Source organism: Undibacterium sp. TC9W (genome assembly GCF_049339865.1).
Classification (GTDB): domain Bacteria; phylum Pseudomonadota; class Gammaproteobacteria; order Burkholderiales; family Burkholderiaceae_D; genus Undibacterium.
This window is the reverse complement of sequence record NZ_JBMPPJ010000021.1, coordinates 36,465-50,833: the sequence shown is the minus strand read 5'-3', so window position 1 is coordinate 50,833 and position 14,369 is coordinate 36,465. Positions and strand designations below refer to the sequence as shown.

Here is a 14,369-nt window from a genome sequence, read left to right as displayed (position 1 = left end):
CGGCCAAAACCGAACCAAGCCCATCATCATGAAGAGGATTACTGAATAGTCGTAGGCGCTTCAGTAGTGGCATTGGCCTGTTCAGCAGCCAGTGTCAGACGTTGCGCGTAGAACGCTTCGAAATTGATTTCTGACAGATGGATAGGAGGGAAGCCAGCACGTGTGATCGCATCTGCTACGTTGGAACGCAGGTATGGATAAACGATATTAGGGCAGCCGATACCCAGCAGAGGATCGAGCTGATCTTCAGGGATATTGCGCGCTTCGAAAATACCAGCTTGCTTGCCTTCAACCAGGAAAGCAACTTTTTCGCCGACTTTTGCAGTAACAGTCACTGTGACTGTGGCTTCGTAGATGCCATCAGCCAGTTTTTCAGAGCCTACATCGACAGAAACCTCGATGCCTGGAGCTTCTTGTTCCAGGAAAATAGCTGGGGAATTTGGCTGTTCAAGCGACAAATCTTTCAGATAAACGCGTTGAATTTGGAATACGGGCTGCAGATTTTCGTCAGACATGTGAAACTTTCTAAAATTCTAAAAGATTAATAATGAACAGCGAGACTGGCAGATAGGGCCGTTTCCAGCCATTTCAAGATCGCAGCGCGCTATTGTAGCAAGTAGTCTGCAAAAACAGCAATTTTGCTGCAAAACCCGTAGAAAATCCGGCAAAAACCTGCTTTTAATCAACCGGATTCAGCAAAGGATCAAGTTTACCCGCCCTGTCGAGGGCAGACAGGTCATCAAAGCCACCCACATGAGTGTCATCTACATAGATTTGCGGCACGGTGCGGCGACCGGTCTTTTTCATCATCGCTTCGCGCACACCGGGTTCCAGATCGACACGGATTTTTTCTATCTCTTCGACACCCTTGGATTTCAACAGGCGTTCTGCCATCGTGCAATAGGGGCACACGGCGGTGGTATACATGACTACATGGGCTTTCATGATGCTCTCCTGCTTTACTTTACTGTTGGCAAGCCTTGCGACTTCCAGGAATCTATACCACCGTCAAGGCTGAATACCTGGGTAAAACCGGCTTTGCTGAGCAAACCGGCGGCGCTGGAAGAACGAACACCTGAAGCACACACAGTAATAACCACATTGCTTTTTGATTTTTCTATCTCTTTCAGACGGTCATTCAGCTCTGGCAGCGGGATATGTTTGGCATTTGGCAAATGTCCGGCGGCAAATTCCTCAGCGCTGCGCACATCCAGCACCAGGGTCTTGCCCTGATTCATGTATTGTGTGGCTTGAAAATGCGATACCTTGGCACCACGTCTTTGTAAGGCAGGTATTAACAATGCGCCGCCGCTAATCAGGGCAAGGGCTAACCACACATAATTGTAGTTGGTAAGAATGAAATTCACAGGATTCCAGTAGTAAAAATGGTTATCAGAAGCGCGTCATTATAAAATAGATGCCGCAATCGCATACTAAATCACTCATCCCTACTTCTCGCACACTATGTACAAAATCGTTTTAATGCGCCACGGCGAATCTACCTGGAATCTGGACAACCGTTTTACCGGCTGGACTGATGTCGATCTGACAGCAAAAGGCGTGGCTGAAGCCACCCAGGCTGGCAAGTTATTGAAAGAAGCCGGTTTTACTTTTGACCTGGCCTATACCTCGGTACTCAAGCGCGCAGTTCGTACACTGTGGGGCACACTCGATGAAATGGACTTGATGTGGTTGCCAGTGATCCATGACTGGCGTCTGAATGAACGTCATTACGGCGCGCTGCAAGGCTTGAACAAGGCAGAAACCGCAGCCAAATATGGCGACGAGCAAGTGCTGGTATGGCGCCGCAGCTACGACACGCCACCTATGCCGCTGGCAGAAGATGATGACCGCACTTCCTTCAACGACCCGCGCTATGCAGGTCTGGATCGCAGCCAGATACCGCTGACAGAATGCCTGAAAGACACGGTTGCCCGCGTCATGCCAGCCTGGGACGACAGCATTGCACCAGCCATACGCGCTGGCAAACGCATCCTGATCTCTGCCCATGGCAACAGCCTGCGCGCCCTGATCAAGATGCTCGACGGTATCAGTGATGACGACATTGTCAACCTGAACATCCCGAATGGCCAGCCACTGGTATATGAACTTGATGCCGACCTGAAGCCAATTAAACATTATTATCTGGGTGACCAGGAAGCTATCGCCGTAGCCTTGCAAGCTGTGGCCAGCCAGGGCAAGTCCAAATAATAAGTATTGAATGCCATTTAACAACAAGTCTTCACCGTTTTTAATTGCAAGTTTGCTGTGCCTGACTCTGGCAGGCACAGCAACGTCTGCCATGGCCGCCAGCAATGCGCGCGCCCAGCAGAAAAACAAGGCAGAAGCAGACCGGGCGGAGTTGCAAAACCGCCTGAAGTCCTTGAAAAACGATATCAATAAAACTGAAACGGCCAAGGACAATGCCAGCGATGCGATGGCCGAATCAGAAAAATCCATTTCTGAAGCCAACCGTTCCCTGCGCGACTTGCAGGCCGAACAGGCGCAGACTGAAGCCAAAGTCAAACAACTGACAGAGCAGCAGCAAGCCCTGACTGATAAAGTTGAAAAACAAAAAACACAACTCTCGAATTTTTTACGCCGCCAGTACATGCGCGGCGACAGTGATCGCATCAAATTGCTGCTGTCGGGTGACAACCCCAACCGTATCAACCGCGAACTGCAGTACATGAGTTATGTCTCGCAAACCCAGGCCAAACTGATAGATGGTTTGCGCATCAGTCTTCAAGCTGTGGAAAAAAATGCCGAAGAAGCGAAAGAAGCCAAGGCAGAACTCGACGAAATAGCTGATGAAGAAAAAAGCCATAAGCTGGCACTGGAAAAAGAGAAAAAACGACATGCCACATTGGTAAGTCAGTTGGCAGAAAAATTATATATACAAAAAAAACAGGCTGATAGTCTCGAAAAAGATGAACAAAGGCTCTCCAATCTGGTCTCACAATTAAATAAACTGATTGAAGAGCAAGCCAAGGCAGATGCGGCCAAAGCGGCATTGGAAGAAAAACAACGCCAGGAAAGAATTGCAGCAGCACAGAAAGAAAGAGCAAGACAGGCGGCACAGGGCAAGAAACCAGCGAAAATCACCAACCCTAATGCGATTGATGATGACGAACCACCCAGGCAAGCCAAGGTGGCTACCCCACCTGCAGGTGAATTTGACAAGCTGAAAGGGCAATTACGCTTGCCGGTGAAAGGTGAAATTCTTGCCCGGTTTGGTAGCAAACGCGCTGATGGCCCCAGCTGGAAAGGCATGTTCATCAAGGCGAATGAAGGTGCAGAAATCAAGACCATCGCCCCGGGCAAAGTGATTTTTGCCGATTGGTGGAAGGGCTATGGGAATATGGTGATTGTTGATCATGGCGGCAGCTACTGGAGCCTGTATGGCAATAATCAGGCAGTATTGAAGCATGTCGGCGATGTGGTAAAAACAGGTGATGTCATTGCCAGTGCCGGAAACAGCGGCGGTAATGAAGAATCAGGTTTATACTTTGAAGTACGTCATCAAGGACGTGTATTTGATCCTCTCAACTGGATCTCTAAATAGGCATTAGGTGAATCATGGGCAGCAAATTCAAGAATTTCGGTTTAATTGGACTCGGCATGATTGCCGGTGTGGCAGTGTCCATGCAGTTTTCTGCAGTGGCACAAAAAGGCACTGCGGAGACACTTCCTTTCGACGAGCTAAAAGACCTGACTAACGTATTCGGATTGATCAAATCTGCCTATGTCGAGCCAGTCGAAGACAAAAAACTGATCAAGGATGCCATCTCCGGCATGGTCGGTTCCCTCGACCCGCATTCAGTCTATCTGGACAAGAAAGCCTACAAGGAACTGAATGAAAGCACGCAGGGCAAGTTTGTCGGCCTGGGCATAGAAGTCGGCATGGAAGACGGCTATGTGAAAATCATTTCCCCTATTGAGGACTCTCCTGCCTACCGCGCGAATCTGAAATCCGGCGACTTGATTACCAAGCTTGATTCTGAGCCAGTCAAAGGCCTGACACTGGATGAAGCCGTTAAAAAAATGCGCGGCGAACCGCATACCAAGATCACGCTGACGATTTACCGCAAGAGCGAAGAAAAACCCATCGTCGTCACGATTACCCGTGAACTGATCAAGCAGCAAAGCGTCAAGGCAAAAATAGTCGAGCCTGGCTATGCATGGATCAGGGTTTCTCAGTTCCAGGTACCAACCACCGACGACATGTCCAAGAAAATCCAGGGCCTGTATGCACAAGACCCGAATTTGAAGGGACTGGTACTCGATTTGCGCAATGACCCGGGTGGTGTGCTTGATAGTGCTATCGGCGTGTCTGCCGCCTTCCTGCCCAAGGAAGTACCGGTGGTATCCACCAATGGTCAGATGGCAGATCAAAAAGTAACTTATTTTGCCCGCCGCCAGGACTACGACAGGGCAACGCTGAGCGACCCTCTGAGCAAATTGCCGGAAGCAATCAAAAAAGTACCAATGGTCGTGCTGATCAACACCGGCTCTGCATCTGCCTCAGAAATCGTGGCGGGTGCCTTGCAAGACTATAAACGTGCGACCATCCTGGGCACGCAAAGTTTTGGCAAGGGGTCGGTGCAATCGATCATCCGCTTCCCGTTCAATAGCAGCAATCCAGACTTTGCCGTCAAATTGACCACTGCGCGCTACTACACACCGAATGGCCGCTCCATCCAGGCCAAAGGCATAGTCCCTGACCTGAACGTCGAAGAAACAGCAGATGGCGATGGTTTCAATGGCTTGCGTGCGCGTGAAGCTGACTTGCAAAAACATCTGACAAACGACAAGGAAAAAGAAGTCGCCCGTCCTAAAGTCGATGAAGCCGAAGAAGAGCAACGCCTGATCGCGCTGGCGAAAAAGAGCAAGCCTCTGGAATACGGCGGTGCCGAAGACTTCCAGCTGGCCCAGGCCCTGAACCACCTGAAAGGTCTGCCAGTCAAGGTTACCGAAGCCAAGATTATTGATAAAGAAGGCAAGGAAGGCAAAGACAGCAGTAAAGAAGCTGACAAGCCAGCTAAAACTGACAAAGCTGATCACAAGACCGAGCACAAAACAGATAGCAAGAAAAAATAAACCCTGAAACTTGAATAAAAAGGCCGCTCACCTCAACAGCGGCCTTTTTTACGACGATGAACGATCAGCAACTCTTACGCTATTCCCGTCACATCTTGCTGGACCAGATAGGTATAGAGGGTCAGCAAAAAATCACGGAAGCACATGCACTCATCATCGGTGCTGGTGGTCTGGGTTCACCTGCGGCCATGTACCTGGCCAGCGCCGGTGTGGGCACAATCACTCTGGTCGATAATGACAGCGTCGATCTGACCAATCTGCAAAGACAGATCATGCATACCACGGCAGCCGTGGGCATGGCCAAGGTTGGCTCAGGCAAACACACGCTGGAATCCATCAACCCAGAAATAAATATCATTGCCCTGCAAGAGCGGGCTGCCAATGCCCGGCTGGAAGAACTGGTCAGCCAGGCCAGCATCGTGCTCGACTGTTGCGACAATTTCGCTACCCGCCATGCCGTGAATGCGGCCTGCGTCAAATTTGCAGTACCGCTGATATCTGGCGCGGCCATCAGTTTTGATGGGCAGATCAGCGTGTTTGACAGCCGTGACGAGGCTTCGCCCTGTTATGCCTGCCTGTTCCCGCCTGACCAGCCTTTTGAAGAAGTGTTGTGTTCCAGCATGGGCGTATTTTCACCGCTGGTAGGCATCATAGGCAGCATGCAGGCCGCCGAAGCCCTGAAAGTCATCATGGGCATAGGCCAGCCATTGTCAGGCCGCCTGTTGTTGCTGGATGCCTTGCGCATGGAATGGAATAGCATAGGCATCAGCAAAAATATGCAATGCTCAGTTTGCGGGCAAGCTCATCCGGATTAAACCTGTGCTTTACAACTGCAGCTTAAAACTACACCTCATAACTACACTTCAAAATTCATCAAGGACTGTATGTACTCTCTTTACTATTGCCCTGGCACCGCCAGCATGGTCGTTCATCTGGCACTACTGGAAATTGGTGCTGCCCATGAATTGAAACTCGTCGATGTAGAAAAGAACCAGCAAAAAGATCCCGATTATCTGCGCCTGAATCCGAATGGTGTCGTGCCTACGCTGGTCATCGATAACCGCCCTTATCTGGAATCCGCCGCCTTGCTGATGTTGCTGGCAGAACGCCACCCGCAAGCTGGCCTCGCACCTGCCGCTGGCACCGTTGAACGCGATCTGTGGCGGCAATGGATAGTCTTCATCAGTGGCAGCCTGCAATCGGCCTTCCGTGCCTGGTTTTATCCGGCCGAACTGGGTATTGCAGAGCATAGTGAAGCCAGCAAAGCGGCCTTGCAAAAACGTATCGCTGCCATCTGGGATCAGCTTGACCTGCACCTGAGCAAGAATGGCCCCTATCTGCTCGGCGAGACTTTTTCCGGCGCAGATTTGCAATTGACCATGCTGATGCGCTGGTCACGCAATATGCCACGTCCGGCAACGCAATGGCCAGCCCTGAACAAACTCGCGCAACTGATTATCGCCCGCCCGAGCTGGCAAAAGATGGTAGAAATCGAAGGCCTGGAAACCTGGCCTAAAACCAGTACATAATTCCCCAGCATGCAAAAGACTGCTCTTAATCTGTACAAGGCGACTCAGGCAGCGACCATGGACTTGCCCGAGGTCACCATCGCCGAGCACCTTGGTGTACGCACCCTGCATCTGTCTTCTGATGCGATACAGGGTGCCATGCGCACGGCCATGCCTGACCAGATAGAACTGGAATATGTGCAGCAAATGATGATGTGGATGCTGTTCAAATATAAACCGCAACACGTTGTACAACTGGGCCTGGGTGCAGCCGCGCTGACCAAGTTTTGCTACCGTAATTTTCCACAGGCCAGGGTCACTGCGATAGAACTGAACCCCAGGGTCATCGCTAGCTGCCACCAGCATTTCAAATTACCGGTCAATGATGAACGCCTGCAAGTGCTGTGCATGAATGCGCTGGACTATGTCAACGACAGCGCCAACCATGGTCAGGCAGATATCTTGCAAATTGATTTGTATGACGCCGCCGCCGAAGCCCCGGCACTCGGCAGCGCCGCGTTCTACCAAGCCTGTGCCAATTGTCTCAGCGAAGATGGCATGCTGACTGTGAACCTGTTTGGCAATCCACAAAATTACCGCGCCAACTGCAATGCCAATATCGCTGCCTTGCAAGAGGCTTTCGATGCCGTCGTCTGGCTACCATTGGTACATGATGCAAACACCGTTGCCATCGCCTTCAAACAAGCCCCTTCAGTGGATTTTGAAGACTTGTATGAACGCGCAACGGCAATACGCCTGGCCTGTAAATTACCTGCAGCGAAATGGGTGAATGGTTTGAAAGAATGGATGATGGAGCATGCATAATGTGCAATAATCCGGTGCGCATTTGCGCCCGGCTTTATCGTCATTAATTTCATCTCACACCCCATCTTTTTCAACACCATTTTTCTATGCGTTTAATTTTTACGGCGAAGGGCTACGCTCGTTTTTTCGCTTTATTTGTATGTGCCCTGCAATTTTTTTGCCTGCCTGTGCATGCGCAAACCATGGATCCGCAAGAAACACGCTTGCGTGATCTTGCGCAACTATGGCGCGACGTAAAATGGCGCCACCCTGCGCTGACCAAAGGTAATGTAGACTGGGATAAAGCCTTGGTCGCTGCCTTGCCCAAGGTGCAGGCTGCGCAGTCCAAACATGAATTGCGTGATGCCCTTGCCACTATGATGCTTGCCCTGCATGACCCAGCGGTAGACATTTCCATAGTAGATGAGCATGTTACGGCGGATCAAGTAAATCAACTGATAGTGCCAGCAAATCAGGATATGCTGGAATGGCTGCATGGGGATATCGCCCTGCTGCATCTGCATCAAGTGCAGATCATGAGCAGCGATCATCCTGAGCATGCAAAGCTATCGCAAGCCAGGGACGCTATCAAAAGCCGGGCCAAGGGTCTGATCATCGATTTGCGGCCTGCAGAGTCTGGCTGGTATGAGGCTGAAAATCTGAATGCCCTGCTGGCACACTGGATTGCTGCACCACTGATACTGCCGACTGAAAGGGTACGCGTGCACTCGGGCTTTGCTCCGCAAAAGGGTATGAACAGCGGCGGTTATTTTTCAGCTTTCCAAACCATGGAGGCTGAGATCATCCAGCCTCTGGCTCAGCCTGCTAAAGCACTGCCCATGGTGTTCATGATTAACCAGGCCAGCCTAGTTCCACCTGCTGTACTGGCCCTGCAAAAAACCGGTAAAGCCTGGATACTGGCGCAAGGCAAGGCTACACCGGGCTGGTTTATCCCTACCAAACGTCATATCATCGCTGGCGAAGTCAAAGTCATATACAGCAATGCAGAACTGGTCCATGCCGATGGCACTACCGGCTTTGCTGCCGATGCAGAGATAGCGCCAGATACATCAACCGCCAAAACCAGTACCAGCATCGGCAAAGCCCTGGCCCTGCTCCATAGCAAGCGCAAATCCGGTGCGGCGATACACTATCAAGCGAGTTCTGGCGTGGCCGTAAGGACGCTGGAGCTCCCCTATCGTGAAATGCGCTATCCTGACCTGGCCTGGCGACAATTGGCGGTCATTAAATTATGGGCGATTGCCGAGACTTTCTTCCCCTATAAGCATTTGATGGACCAAGCATGGTCAGACCAGTTACCCATCTATCTGAAGCGTATTGCTGAAGTCAACAACGCCCTGGAATATGCCTTGACGATGGCTGAGATGGCCAGCCATCTCCAGGATAGCCATGTCTATGTCAGAAACCGCATCAGTACGGAATATCTTGGCAAGGCCTGGCTGCCCATGCATCTGCTCATGATAGATGGGCAAGTGGTCATCAATAAGATTAACGACACACGTCTGTTGCAAAACCCTGACTTGCATGTGGGCGACATCATCCTCAAGGTAGATGGCGTAACTGTCGCGGATAAAATTGAACAGCTCGCCAAGACCATCTCTGCATCGAATCAGGAAACCAAAATCAGGAATGCACTTTACGACCTGTTGGCAGGACAGGAAAAAAGTGTGGCAAGCTTGCTCATCGCAGATAGCGCAGGCAATCAGCGCGAGCTACATCTGCCACGCTTTAATGATACTGAAGCTCCTGAAAATACCGCGCCAGCATTTAAAATGCTCAACCAAGATATTGCCTATGTGGACCTGGACCAGCTAGAAGGGTCCAACGTCAACCCCATGTTTGAGGCCATCAAAGACAGCAAGGCCTTGATACTCGACATGCGAGGCTATCCACGTGGCTCAGTATGGAAAATAGCTCCCAGGCTGAATGTGAAGCAGGCACGTGTAGTGGCCCAGTTCCGCCGTCCTATGGTCTCGGCTTTTGAAGGTGACCAGAGTGGTGGTCACTATAGCTTTGAACAAACCATCAATACAAAAGCACCAGACTTGTATCATGGCAAACTGGTTATGCTGATCAATGAAGAAACCCAAAGCGCAGCCGAACATACGGGTTTGATCTTAGAGTCAGTCGCACCGTTGACCTTTATAGGCACGCATAGCGCTGGTGCCAATGGTGACATTACCGGCGCGTATTTGCCGGGGGCCTTATATTTTGCTTTTTCTGGTCATGACGTGCGACATGCCGATGGCCGTCAGTTGCAACGCACAGGAATACAACCAGATATCAAGGTCGCCCCTACGCTGGCTGGCATAAGATCAGGAAAAGATGAAGTGCTGGAAAGAGCGATGCGCTTTTTAGAGACGGGCGAGTAAGAGCTACTCGGCATGATGGCAGCACACACAAAGCTTGTTGCCATCAGGATCGCGGAAGTAGGCGCCATAGTAATCGGGATGATAGTGCTGGCGCAGGCCCGGTGGGCCTTCGCAAGTGCCACCATTTGCCAGCGCTGCTTGATGGGCTTGCTGCACGATAGTGCGTGATGCCGCCAGCAAGGCCACCATCTGGCCATTGCCATGCTGGGCTGCTTCGCCATTGTAGGGTTTGCCGATGACAAATAGCGGGCGTGGCTGGTCAGCAGCCATCCAGCCTGCCCAGGGTTCTGCGGCATCCTTGAATTTAAGAACCAGGCCGAGCTCAGTCATCAGTGCAGAATAAAACGCATAGGACTTGTCGAAATCGTGGATACCTATGAACACATGGGAGATCATGGTTTTTCCTTCGCGCTTATTGTGTCGTTTATTGTGACACTAACCGTGTCACTTATTGTGTGAAAATCTGGACCGGTATCTGCGCCTGATGAGCAAGTTCTACGACATGCTGCGTACCACGGGCACAATCTGGCTTGCCATAGTCAGCATGAAATGCCAGCACCAGGTCTATACCTGTGGCCAGCATCCTGACATTCAAGCCCTTCCATCCCTCGCCAGGAAAAGCCCGGTAATCGGCATTGGTCTTTTTCATGGCCTCGATAGCAAAACCAAATTCCGATGCGACTACTTTGGCGTGGGCATCTATGCCGGGCGTATCACCTGTGACGATGATGGTGTCTAGCGAAAGATGAGCCAATTCACGGCGTATTGCGGCCGCGCTATCCCATTGAGTGGCACCTGTAATTAATACTCTCATACCAAAAGTCTAACACAGCCGCATCAATGATTTTTCTTGGCAAGACCTAAGTATGTATCTATCACGCGCTGGTCATTCGCCAATTCTGCGGCATCCCCTTCCAGCGCAATCTGCCCGGTTTCCAGCACGTAGGCATAGTCAGCCACCTGCAAGGCGGCGCGGGCGTTTTGTTCTACCAGTAAAATCGCGACGCCGGTTTGCTTGAGACGCTGGATGATATGGAAAATCTCCTTGACGATCAGTGGTGCCAGGCCGAGGCTGGGCTCATCGAGCATCAGCAATTGCGGCTTGGCCATGAGAGCGCGGCCTACTGCCAGCATCTGGCGTTCACCGCCTGACAATGTACCCGCTTCCTGAGTGCGTCTTTCTTTCAAGCGCGGGAACAGATCGAAGACGACATCGAGCTGGTCAGCATAATTTTTTTCACCGGCCTGGTAGCGGCGGTAACTGCCCAGCAAAAGATTGTCTTCGACCTTCATGCTGGCGAACAGCTCGCGTTTTTCTGGCACCAGTGACATGCCCTGGGCAACGCGGTTTTCTATGCTAACGCTGGCGAGGTTTTTATCAGCCAATAATATCTGACCGCGCATGCTGCCACTGGCAGGCAGGGCACCGGCGATGGCATTGAGCATCGTCGATTTTCCCGCACCATTCGGGCCGATGACGGTAACGATTTGCCCGACACCGACACGTATATTGGCAGGCTGTAAAGCCTCGACCTTGCCATAGAATACTTGCAGGTCCTTGGTTTGCAATAAGGCCGGTTCAGACAAGGATGCCGTCGCCAGGATGACTGGCGTGGTGTCTGCAGAATTTGTAATCGTCATCAATCTATCCCACCCAGATAAGCTTCCAGCACAGCCGGATGTTGTTGTACGTCTTGCGGCAAGCCTTCGGCAATCTTGGTGCCGAATTCCATGACCACCAGTTGATCCGTCAAATTCATGACGAAATCCATGTCATGCTCAACCAGCAGGATACTCATGCCCTCTGAACGCAGCTTGCGCAAGAGTTCTGCCAGCTCCTGTTTTTCCTTATAACGCAAACCGGCGGCGGGTTCATCCAGCAACAGTAAACTAGGATCACAACACAAGGCTCTGGCGATTTCCAGTATGCGTTGCTGGCCTAGGGCCAGGCTGCCTGCTTCTTCATTGATCAGATGTGCCAGACCTACCCGTTCCAACTGCCTTTTTGCCTCGGCCAGCAGGGAATTTTCTACCTTGCTGTCACGGCGCAAGATACTGGCAATGACTTCCATGACGTCACCACCCTTGGCGCGCAGATGTGCACCTATCGCGACGTTTTCGAGTACCGTCATGCTGGCCAGCAGGCGTACATGCTGGAAGCTGCGGCCTATGCCCAGCTTGACGATTTCACGCGAAGGCAGGTTGGCGATATCCTGCAATGTGCCATCACGGTAAAAACGCACGGCACCACTGGTCAAAGGCAAGACACCGGTGACTAAGTTGAACATCGTCGATTTGCCCGCACCATTCGGGCCTATCAGGCCGACGATCTGGCCTGCGCTTACGGTGAACTGCATGTCATTGACAGCAACCAGACCACCAAATTGCTTGCGCGCCTTGTCGATTTCGAGGATGACGGTATCGGCTGCCGGTTTGGCACGTACTGGCAATACGGCGGCATCTGCTGCGACCTGTATGCCCTTATCTTCTGGCAACCATTTGGCAAACAGGCGCTTGCTCCAGCTGGCCAAATATGGCCAGACACCATCACGCGCGCGTTGCAACAGCAAGACCAGCAGGACACCAAACACAATGACTTCAAAATTGCCATTCGCCCCCAGCAATGCAGGCAAGATGCTTTGCAGTTTGTCTTTCAGCAGCGTCAGCAGGGCTGAGCCCAACAAGGCACCCCAGACATGACCAGCACCGCCAACCACGGCCATGAACAGGTATTCAATACCGGCATTCAAGCCAAATGGTGTGGGATTAACGGCGCGTTGCAAGTGCGCGTACAGCCAGCCGGAAACACTCGCCAGCATGGCAGCGATGACGAAGATGATGACCTTCATGCGCGCCGTATTGACACCCATGGCTTCTGCCATGACACCACCACCCTTGAGTGCGCGTATGGCACGGCCAGGACGTGATTGCAGCAGGTTTTGTACCGCAACGATAGACAGCAACAATATCACCCAGATCAGGCCAAACATGCTGCGGCCTGTATCGAGTTTAAGTCCCACGATTTCTATGGGAGGTATGCCATTCAGGCCATCATATTTGCCGAGAAATTCCAGGTTACCAAACAGGAAGAACAGTGACAGACCCCAAGCAATAGTCCCCAGTGGCAGATAGTGGCCGGACAGGCGCATGGTAATCAGGCCTATCGCCAGTGCTGCCACCATGGTCAGCACCAGGCCAGCCAGCAAACCCAGCCACGGTGAATAACCGAGGGCCGTACTCAGATAAGCTGTGGAGTAAGCGCCGAGGCCAACAAAAGCTGCCTGGCCAAAAGAGGTCATGCCGCCTACCCCGGTCAGCAAAACCAGGCCCAGCGCGACGATCGCATACAGGCCGATGTAGTTGGCCAGAGTGATCCAGAATTCAGGTACCGGCACCAGGGGGAATAGCAAGACCAGCGCAAGCAATATCCATTTACCGTGTCTGATGCCGTTGGTGAGGAGTGCTTTCATTATTCTTCATCCTCATCAGTATGTTTGCTGGAGAGTGAACGCCATAGCAAGACCGGGATAATCAGGGTAAATACGATAACCTCCTTATAGGCACTGGCCCAGAAAGATGAATACGATTCCAGCAAGCCCACCAGCAAGGCACCCGCTGCTGCCACCGGATAAGACACCAGACCACCGACGATGGCGCCAACGAAACCTTTGAGGCCAATCAAAAAGCCGCCGTCGTAATACACCGTAGTCATCGGTGCGATCAAGACACCGCACAAGGCACCTATGGCTGCGGCCAGGGTGAATGCCAGACGGCCAGCTTGCGTGGTACCTATGCCGACCAGTTGCGCACCGAGGCGATTGACGGCAGTAGCACGCAAAGCCTTGCCAGACAGGCTGCGTTCAAAATAAAAATACAGCGCAGCGATCAACAGAGCAGAGACAGCAATCACTACCAGACTCTGGCCAGATATCTGCATGGCACCAAGTTCAAAGCGGGCGTCACTGAAAGCGGTGGTGCGTGAACCTTCAGCACCGAACATGACCAGGCCCATGCCAGTCAACGCAAAGTGCACACCAACAGAAACGATGAGCAAGACCAGAGTACTGGCTTCCGCCAGAGGTTGGTAAGCCAGCCGGTAAATCATGGGCCCCATGGGCACGACTATCGCCAGTGCCAATAGGACCTGGGCGAACAAGGGCCATTCCTGCGCGTTGACATTGCGTGCCAGCAGCCAGACAGCCAGTGGAAACAGCAACAGCTTGCCAGCCGATAAAGCCAGGGCCCTGGCATTCACAGCTTGCTTGCTGCGCAGTTGCGCATAAATTTCCTTGCCCAGGCATAGCAAGCCAAAAGCGAGTAACAGGCTGGCAGAATGCGGGAACTTGCCAGACTGTATGGCAGCCAGACTGAGTGCACCAAAGGCGACAAACTCACCTTGCGGTATGAAGATAATCCGTGTGACGGAAAACACCAGCACCAGCGCCAATGCCAGCAAGGCATAGATGGCGCCACTGGTAATACCGTCCTGAGCGAGGATGGCGGCAATTGAAAAATCCATGTAAACCTGACTTTCTTGCTTACTAGTTCAAGCATGGCCCTCAGT

The 14,369-nt window shown here is 51.9% G+C and carries 15 protein-coding genes; 7 read left to right on the top strand and 8 right to left on the bottom strand.

Features of this window, described 5'->3' with window-relative positions; translation table 11 throughout:
- Nucleotides 1-38 precede the first annotated feature (38 nt).
- From secB to ACO0LN_RS23760, 3 genes are all read right to left on the bottom strand, one after another.
- Nucleotides 39-515 carry a protein-export chaperone SecB gene (gene secB, locus ACO0LN_RS23770; protein ID WP_422950062.1) on the bottom strand — a complete coding sequence of 159 codons (477 nt, stop codon included), beginning with the start codon at nt 513-515 and terminating at the stop codon, nt 39-41.
- 163 nt (nt 516-678) lie between these two features.
- Nucleotides 679-945: a glutaredoxin 3 gene (gene grxC, locus ACO0LN_RS23765; RefSeq protein WP_162061134.1), complete on the bottom strand. Its 267-nt coding sequence runs from the start codon at nt 943-945 to the stop codon at nt 679-681.
- Nucleotides 946-959: 14 nt separating this feature from the next.
- Entirely contained in the window at nt 960-1,367 is a 408-nt protein-coding gene (locus tag ACO0LN_RS23760; protein WP_162043741.1) for a rhodanese-like domain-containing protein, read from the bottom strand.
- Between the two features lie 97 nt (nt 1,368-1,464).
- On the opposite strand from ACO0LN_RS23760, the gene gpmA reads away from it, so the two are divergent.
- From gpmA to ACO0LN_RS23725, 7 genes are all read left to right on the top strand, one after another.
- Nucleotides 1,465-2,211 (top strand): 2,3-diphosphoglycerate-dependent phosphoglycerate mutase, encoded by a 747-nt coding sequence (gene gpmA / locus ACO0LN_RS23755; protein WP_422978115.1) that lies wholly within the window; start codon nt 1,465-1,467, stop codon nt 2,209-2,211.
- Nucleotides 2,212-2,221: 10 nt separating this feature from the next.
- Nucleotides 2,222-3,565 carry a murein hydrolase activator EnvC family protein gene (locus ACO0LN_RS23750; protein WP_422978113.1) on the top strand — a complete coding sequence of 448 codons (1,344 nt, stop codon included), beginning with the start codon at nt 2,222-2,224 and terminating at the stop codon, nt 3,563-3,565.
- Between the two features lie 14 nt (nt 3,566-3,579).
- The gene (locus ACO0LN_RS23745; RefSeq protein ID WP_422978111.1) at nt 3,580-5,100 is read left to right on the top strand and encodes a S41 family peptidase; all 1,521 of its coding nucleotides are present in this window, start codon (nt 3,580-3,582) and stop codon (nt 5,098-5,100) included.
- A 56-nt stretch (nt 5,101-5,156) separates the two neighbouring features.
- Nucleotides 5,157-5,915, top strand: a complete 759-nt coding sequence (locus ACO0LN_RS23740) for a HesA/MoeB/ThiF family protein (protein ID WP_422978109.1) — start codon at nt 5,157-5,159, stop codon at nt 5,913-5,915.
- 69 nt (nt 5,916-5,984) lie between these two features.
- Nucleotides 5,985-6,629 carry a glutathione S-transferase family protein gene (locus ACO0LN_RS23735; RefSeq protein WP_422978107.1) on the top strand — a complete coding sequence of 215 codons (645 nt, stop codon included), beginning with the start codon at nt 5,985-5,987 and terminating at the stop codon, nt 6,627-6,629.
- A 9-nt stretch (nt 6,630-6,638) separates the two neighbouring features.
- Nucleotides 6,639-7,433 (top strand): spermidine synthase, encoded by a 795-nt coding sequence (locus ACO0LN_RS23730; RefSeq protein ID WP_422978105.1) that lies wholly within the window; start codon nt 6,639-6,641, stop codon nt 7,431-7,433.
- Nucleotides 7,434-7,615: 182 nt separating this feature from the next.
- Nucleotides 7,616-9,805: a S41 family peptidase gene (locus tag ACO0LN_RS23725; RefSeq protein ID WP_422978103.1), complete on the top strand. Its 2,190-nt coding sequence runs from the start codon at nt 7,616-7,618 to the stop codon at nt 9,803-9,805.
- 3 nt (nt 9,806-9,808) lie between these two features.
- Here the strand turns inward: ACO0LN_RS23725 and ACO0LN_RS23720 are convergent, their stop codons facing one another.
- The 5 genes from ACO0LN_RS23720 to ACO0LN_RS23700 are packed head-to-tail and all read right to left on the bottom strand — an operon-like array spanning nt 9,809 to nt 14,324.
- The gene (locus ACO0LN_RS23720; protein WP_422978101.1) at nt 9,809-10,201 is read right to left on the bottom strand and encodes a VOC family protein; all 393 of its coding nucleotides are present in this window, start codon (nt 10,199-10,201) and stop codon (nt 9,809-9,811) included.
- 52 nt (nt 10,202-10,253) lie between these two features.
- Nucleotides 10,254-10,619 carry a hypothetical protein gene (locus ACO0LN_RS23715; RefSeq protein ID WP_422978099.1) on the bottom strand — a complete coding sequence of 122 codons (366 nt, stop codon included), beginning with the start codon at nt 10,617-10,619 and terminating at the stop codon, nt 10,254-10,256.
- Nucleotides 10,620-10,642: 23 nt separating this feature from the next.
- Nucleotides 10,643-11,446 (bottom strand): ABC transporter ATP-binding protein, encoded by an 804-nt coding sequence (locus ACO0LN_RS23710; RefSeq protein WP_422978097.1) that lies wholly within the window; start codon nt 11,444-11,446, stop codon nt 10,643-10,645.
- Complete coding sequence (locus ACO0LN_RS23705; protein WP_422978095.1) at nt 11,446-13,275, bottom strand: ABC transporter permease subunit; 1,830 nt, start codon at nt 13,273-13,275, stop codon at nt 11,446-11,448. Before ACO0LN_RS23705 ends, ACO0LN_RS23710 begins: the two co-directional genes overlap by 1 nt.
- Nucleotides 13,275-14,324: a branched-chain amino acid ABC transporter permease gene (locus ACO0LN_RS23700; RefSeq protein WP_422978093.1), complete on the bottom strand. Its 1,050-nt coding sequence runs from the start codon at nt 14,322-14,324 to the stop codon at nt 13,275-13,277. Before ACO0LN_RS23700 ends, ACO0LN_RS23705 begins: the two co-directional genes overlap by 1 nt.
- Nucleotides 14,325-14,369 lie beyond the last annotated feature (45 nt).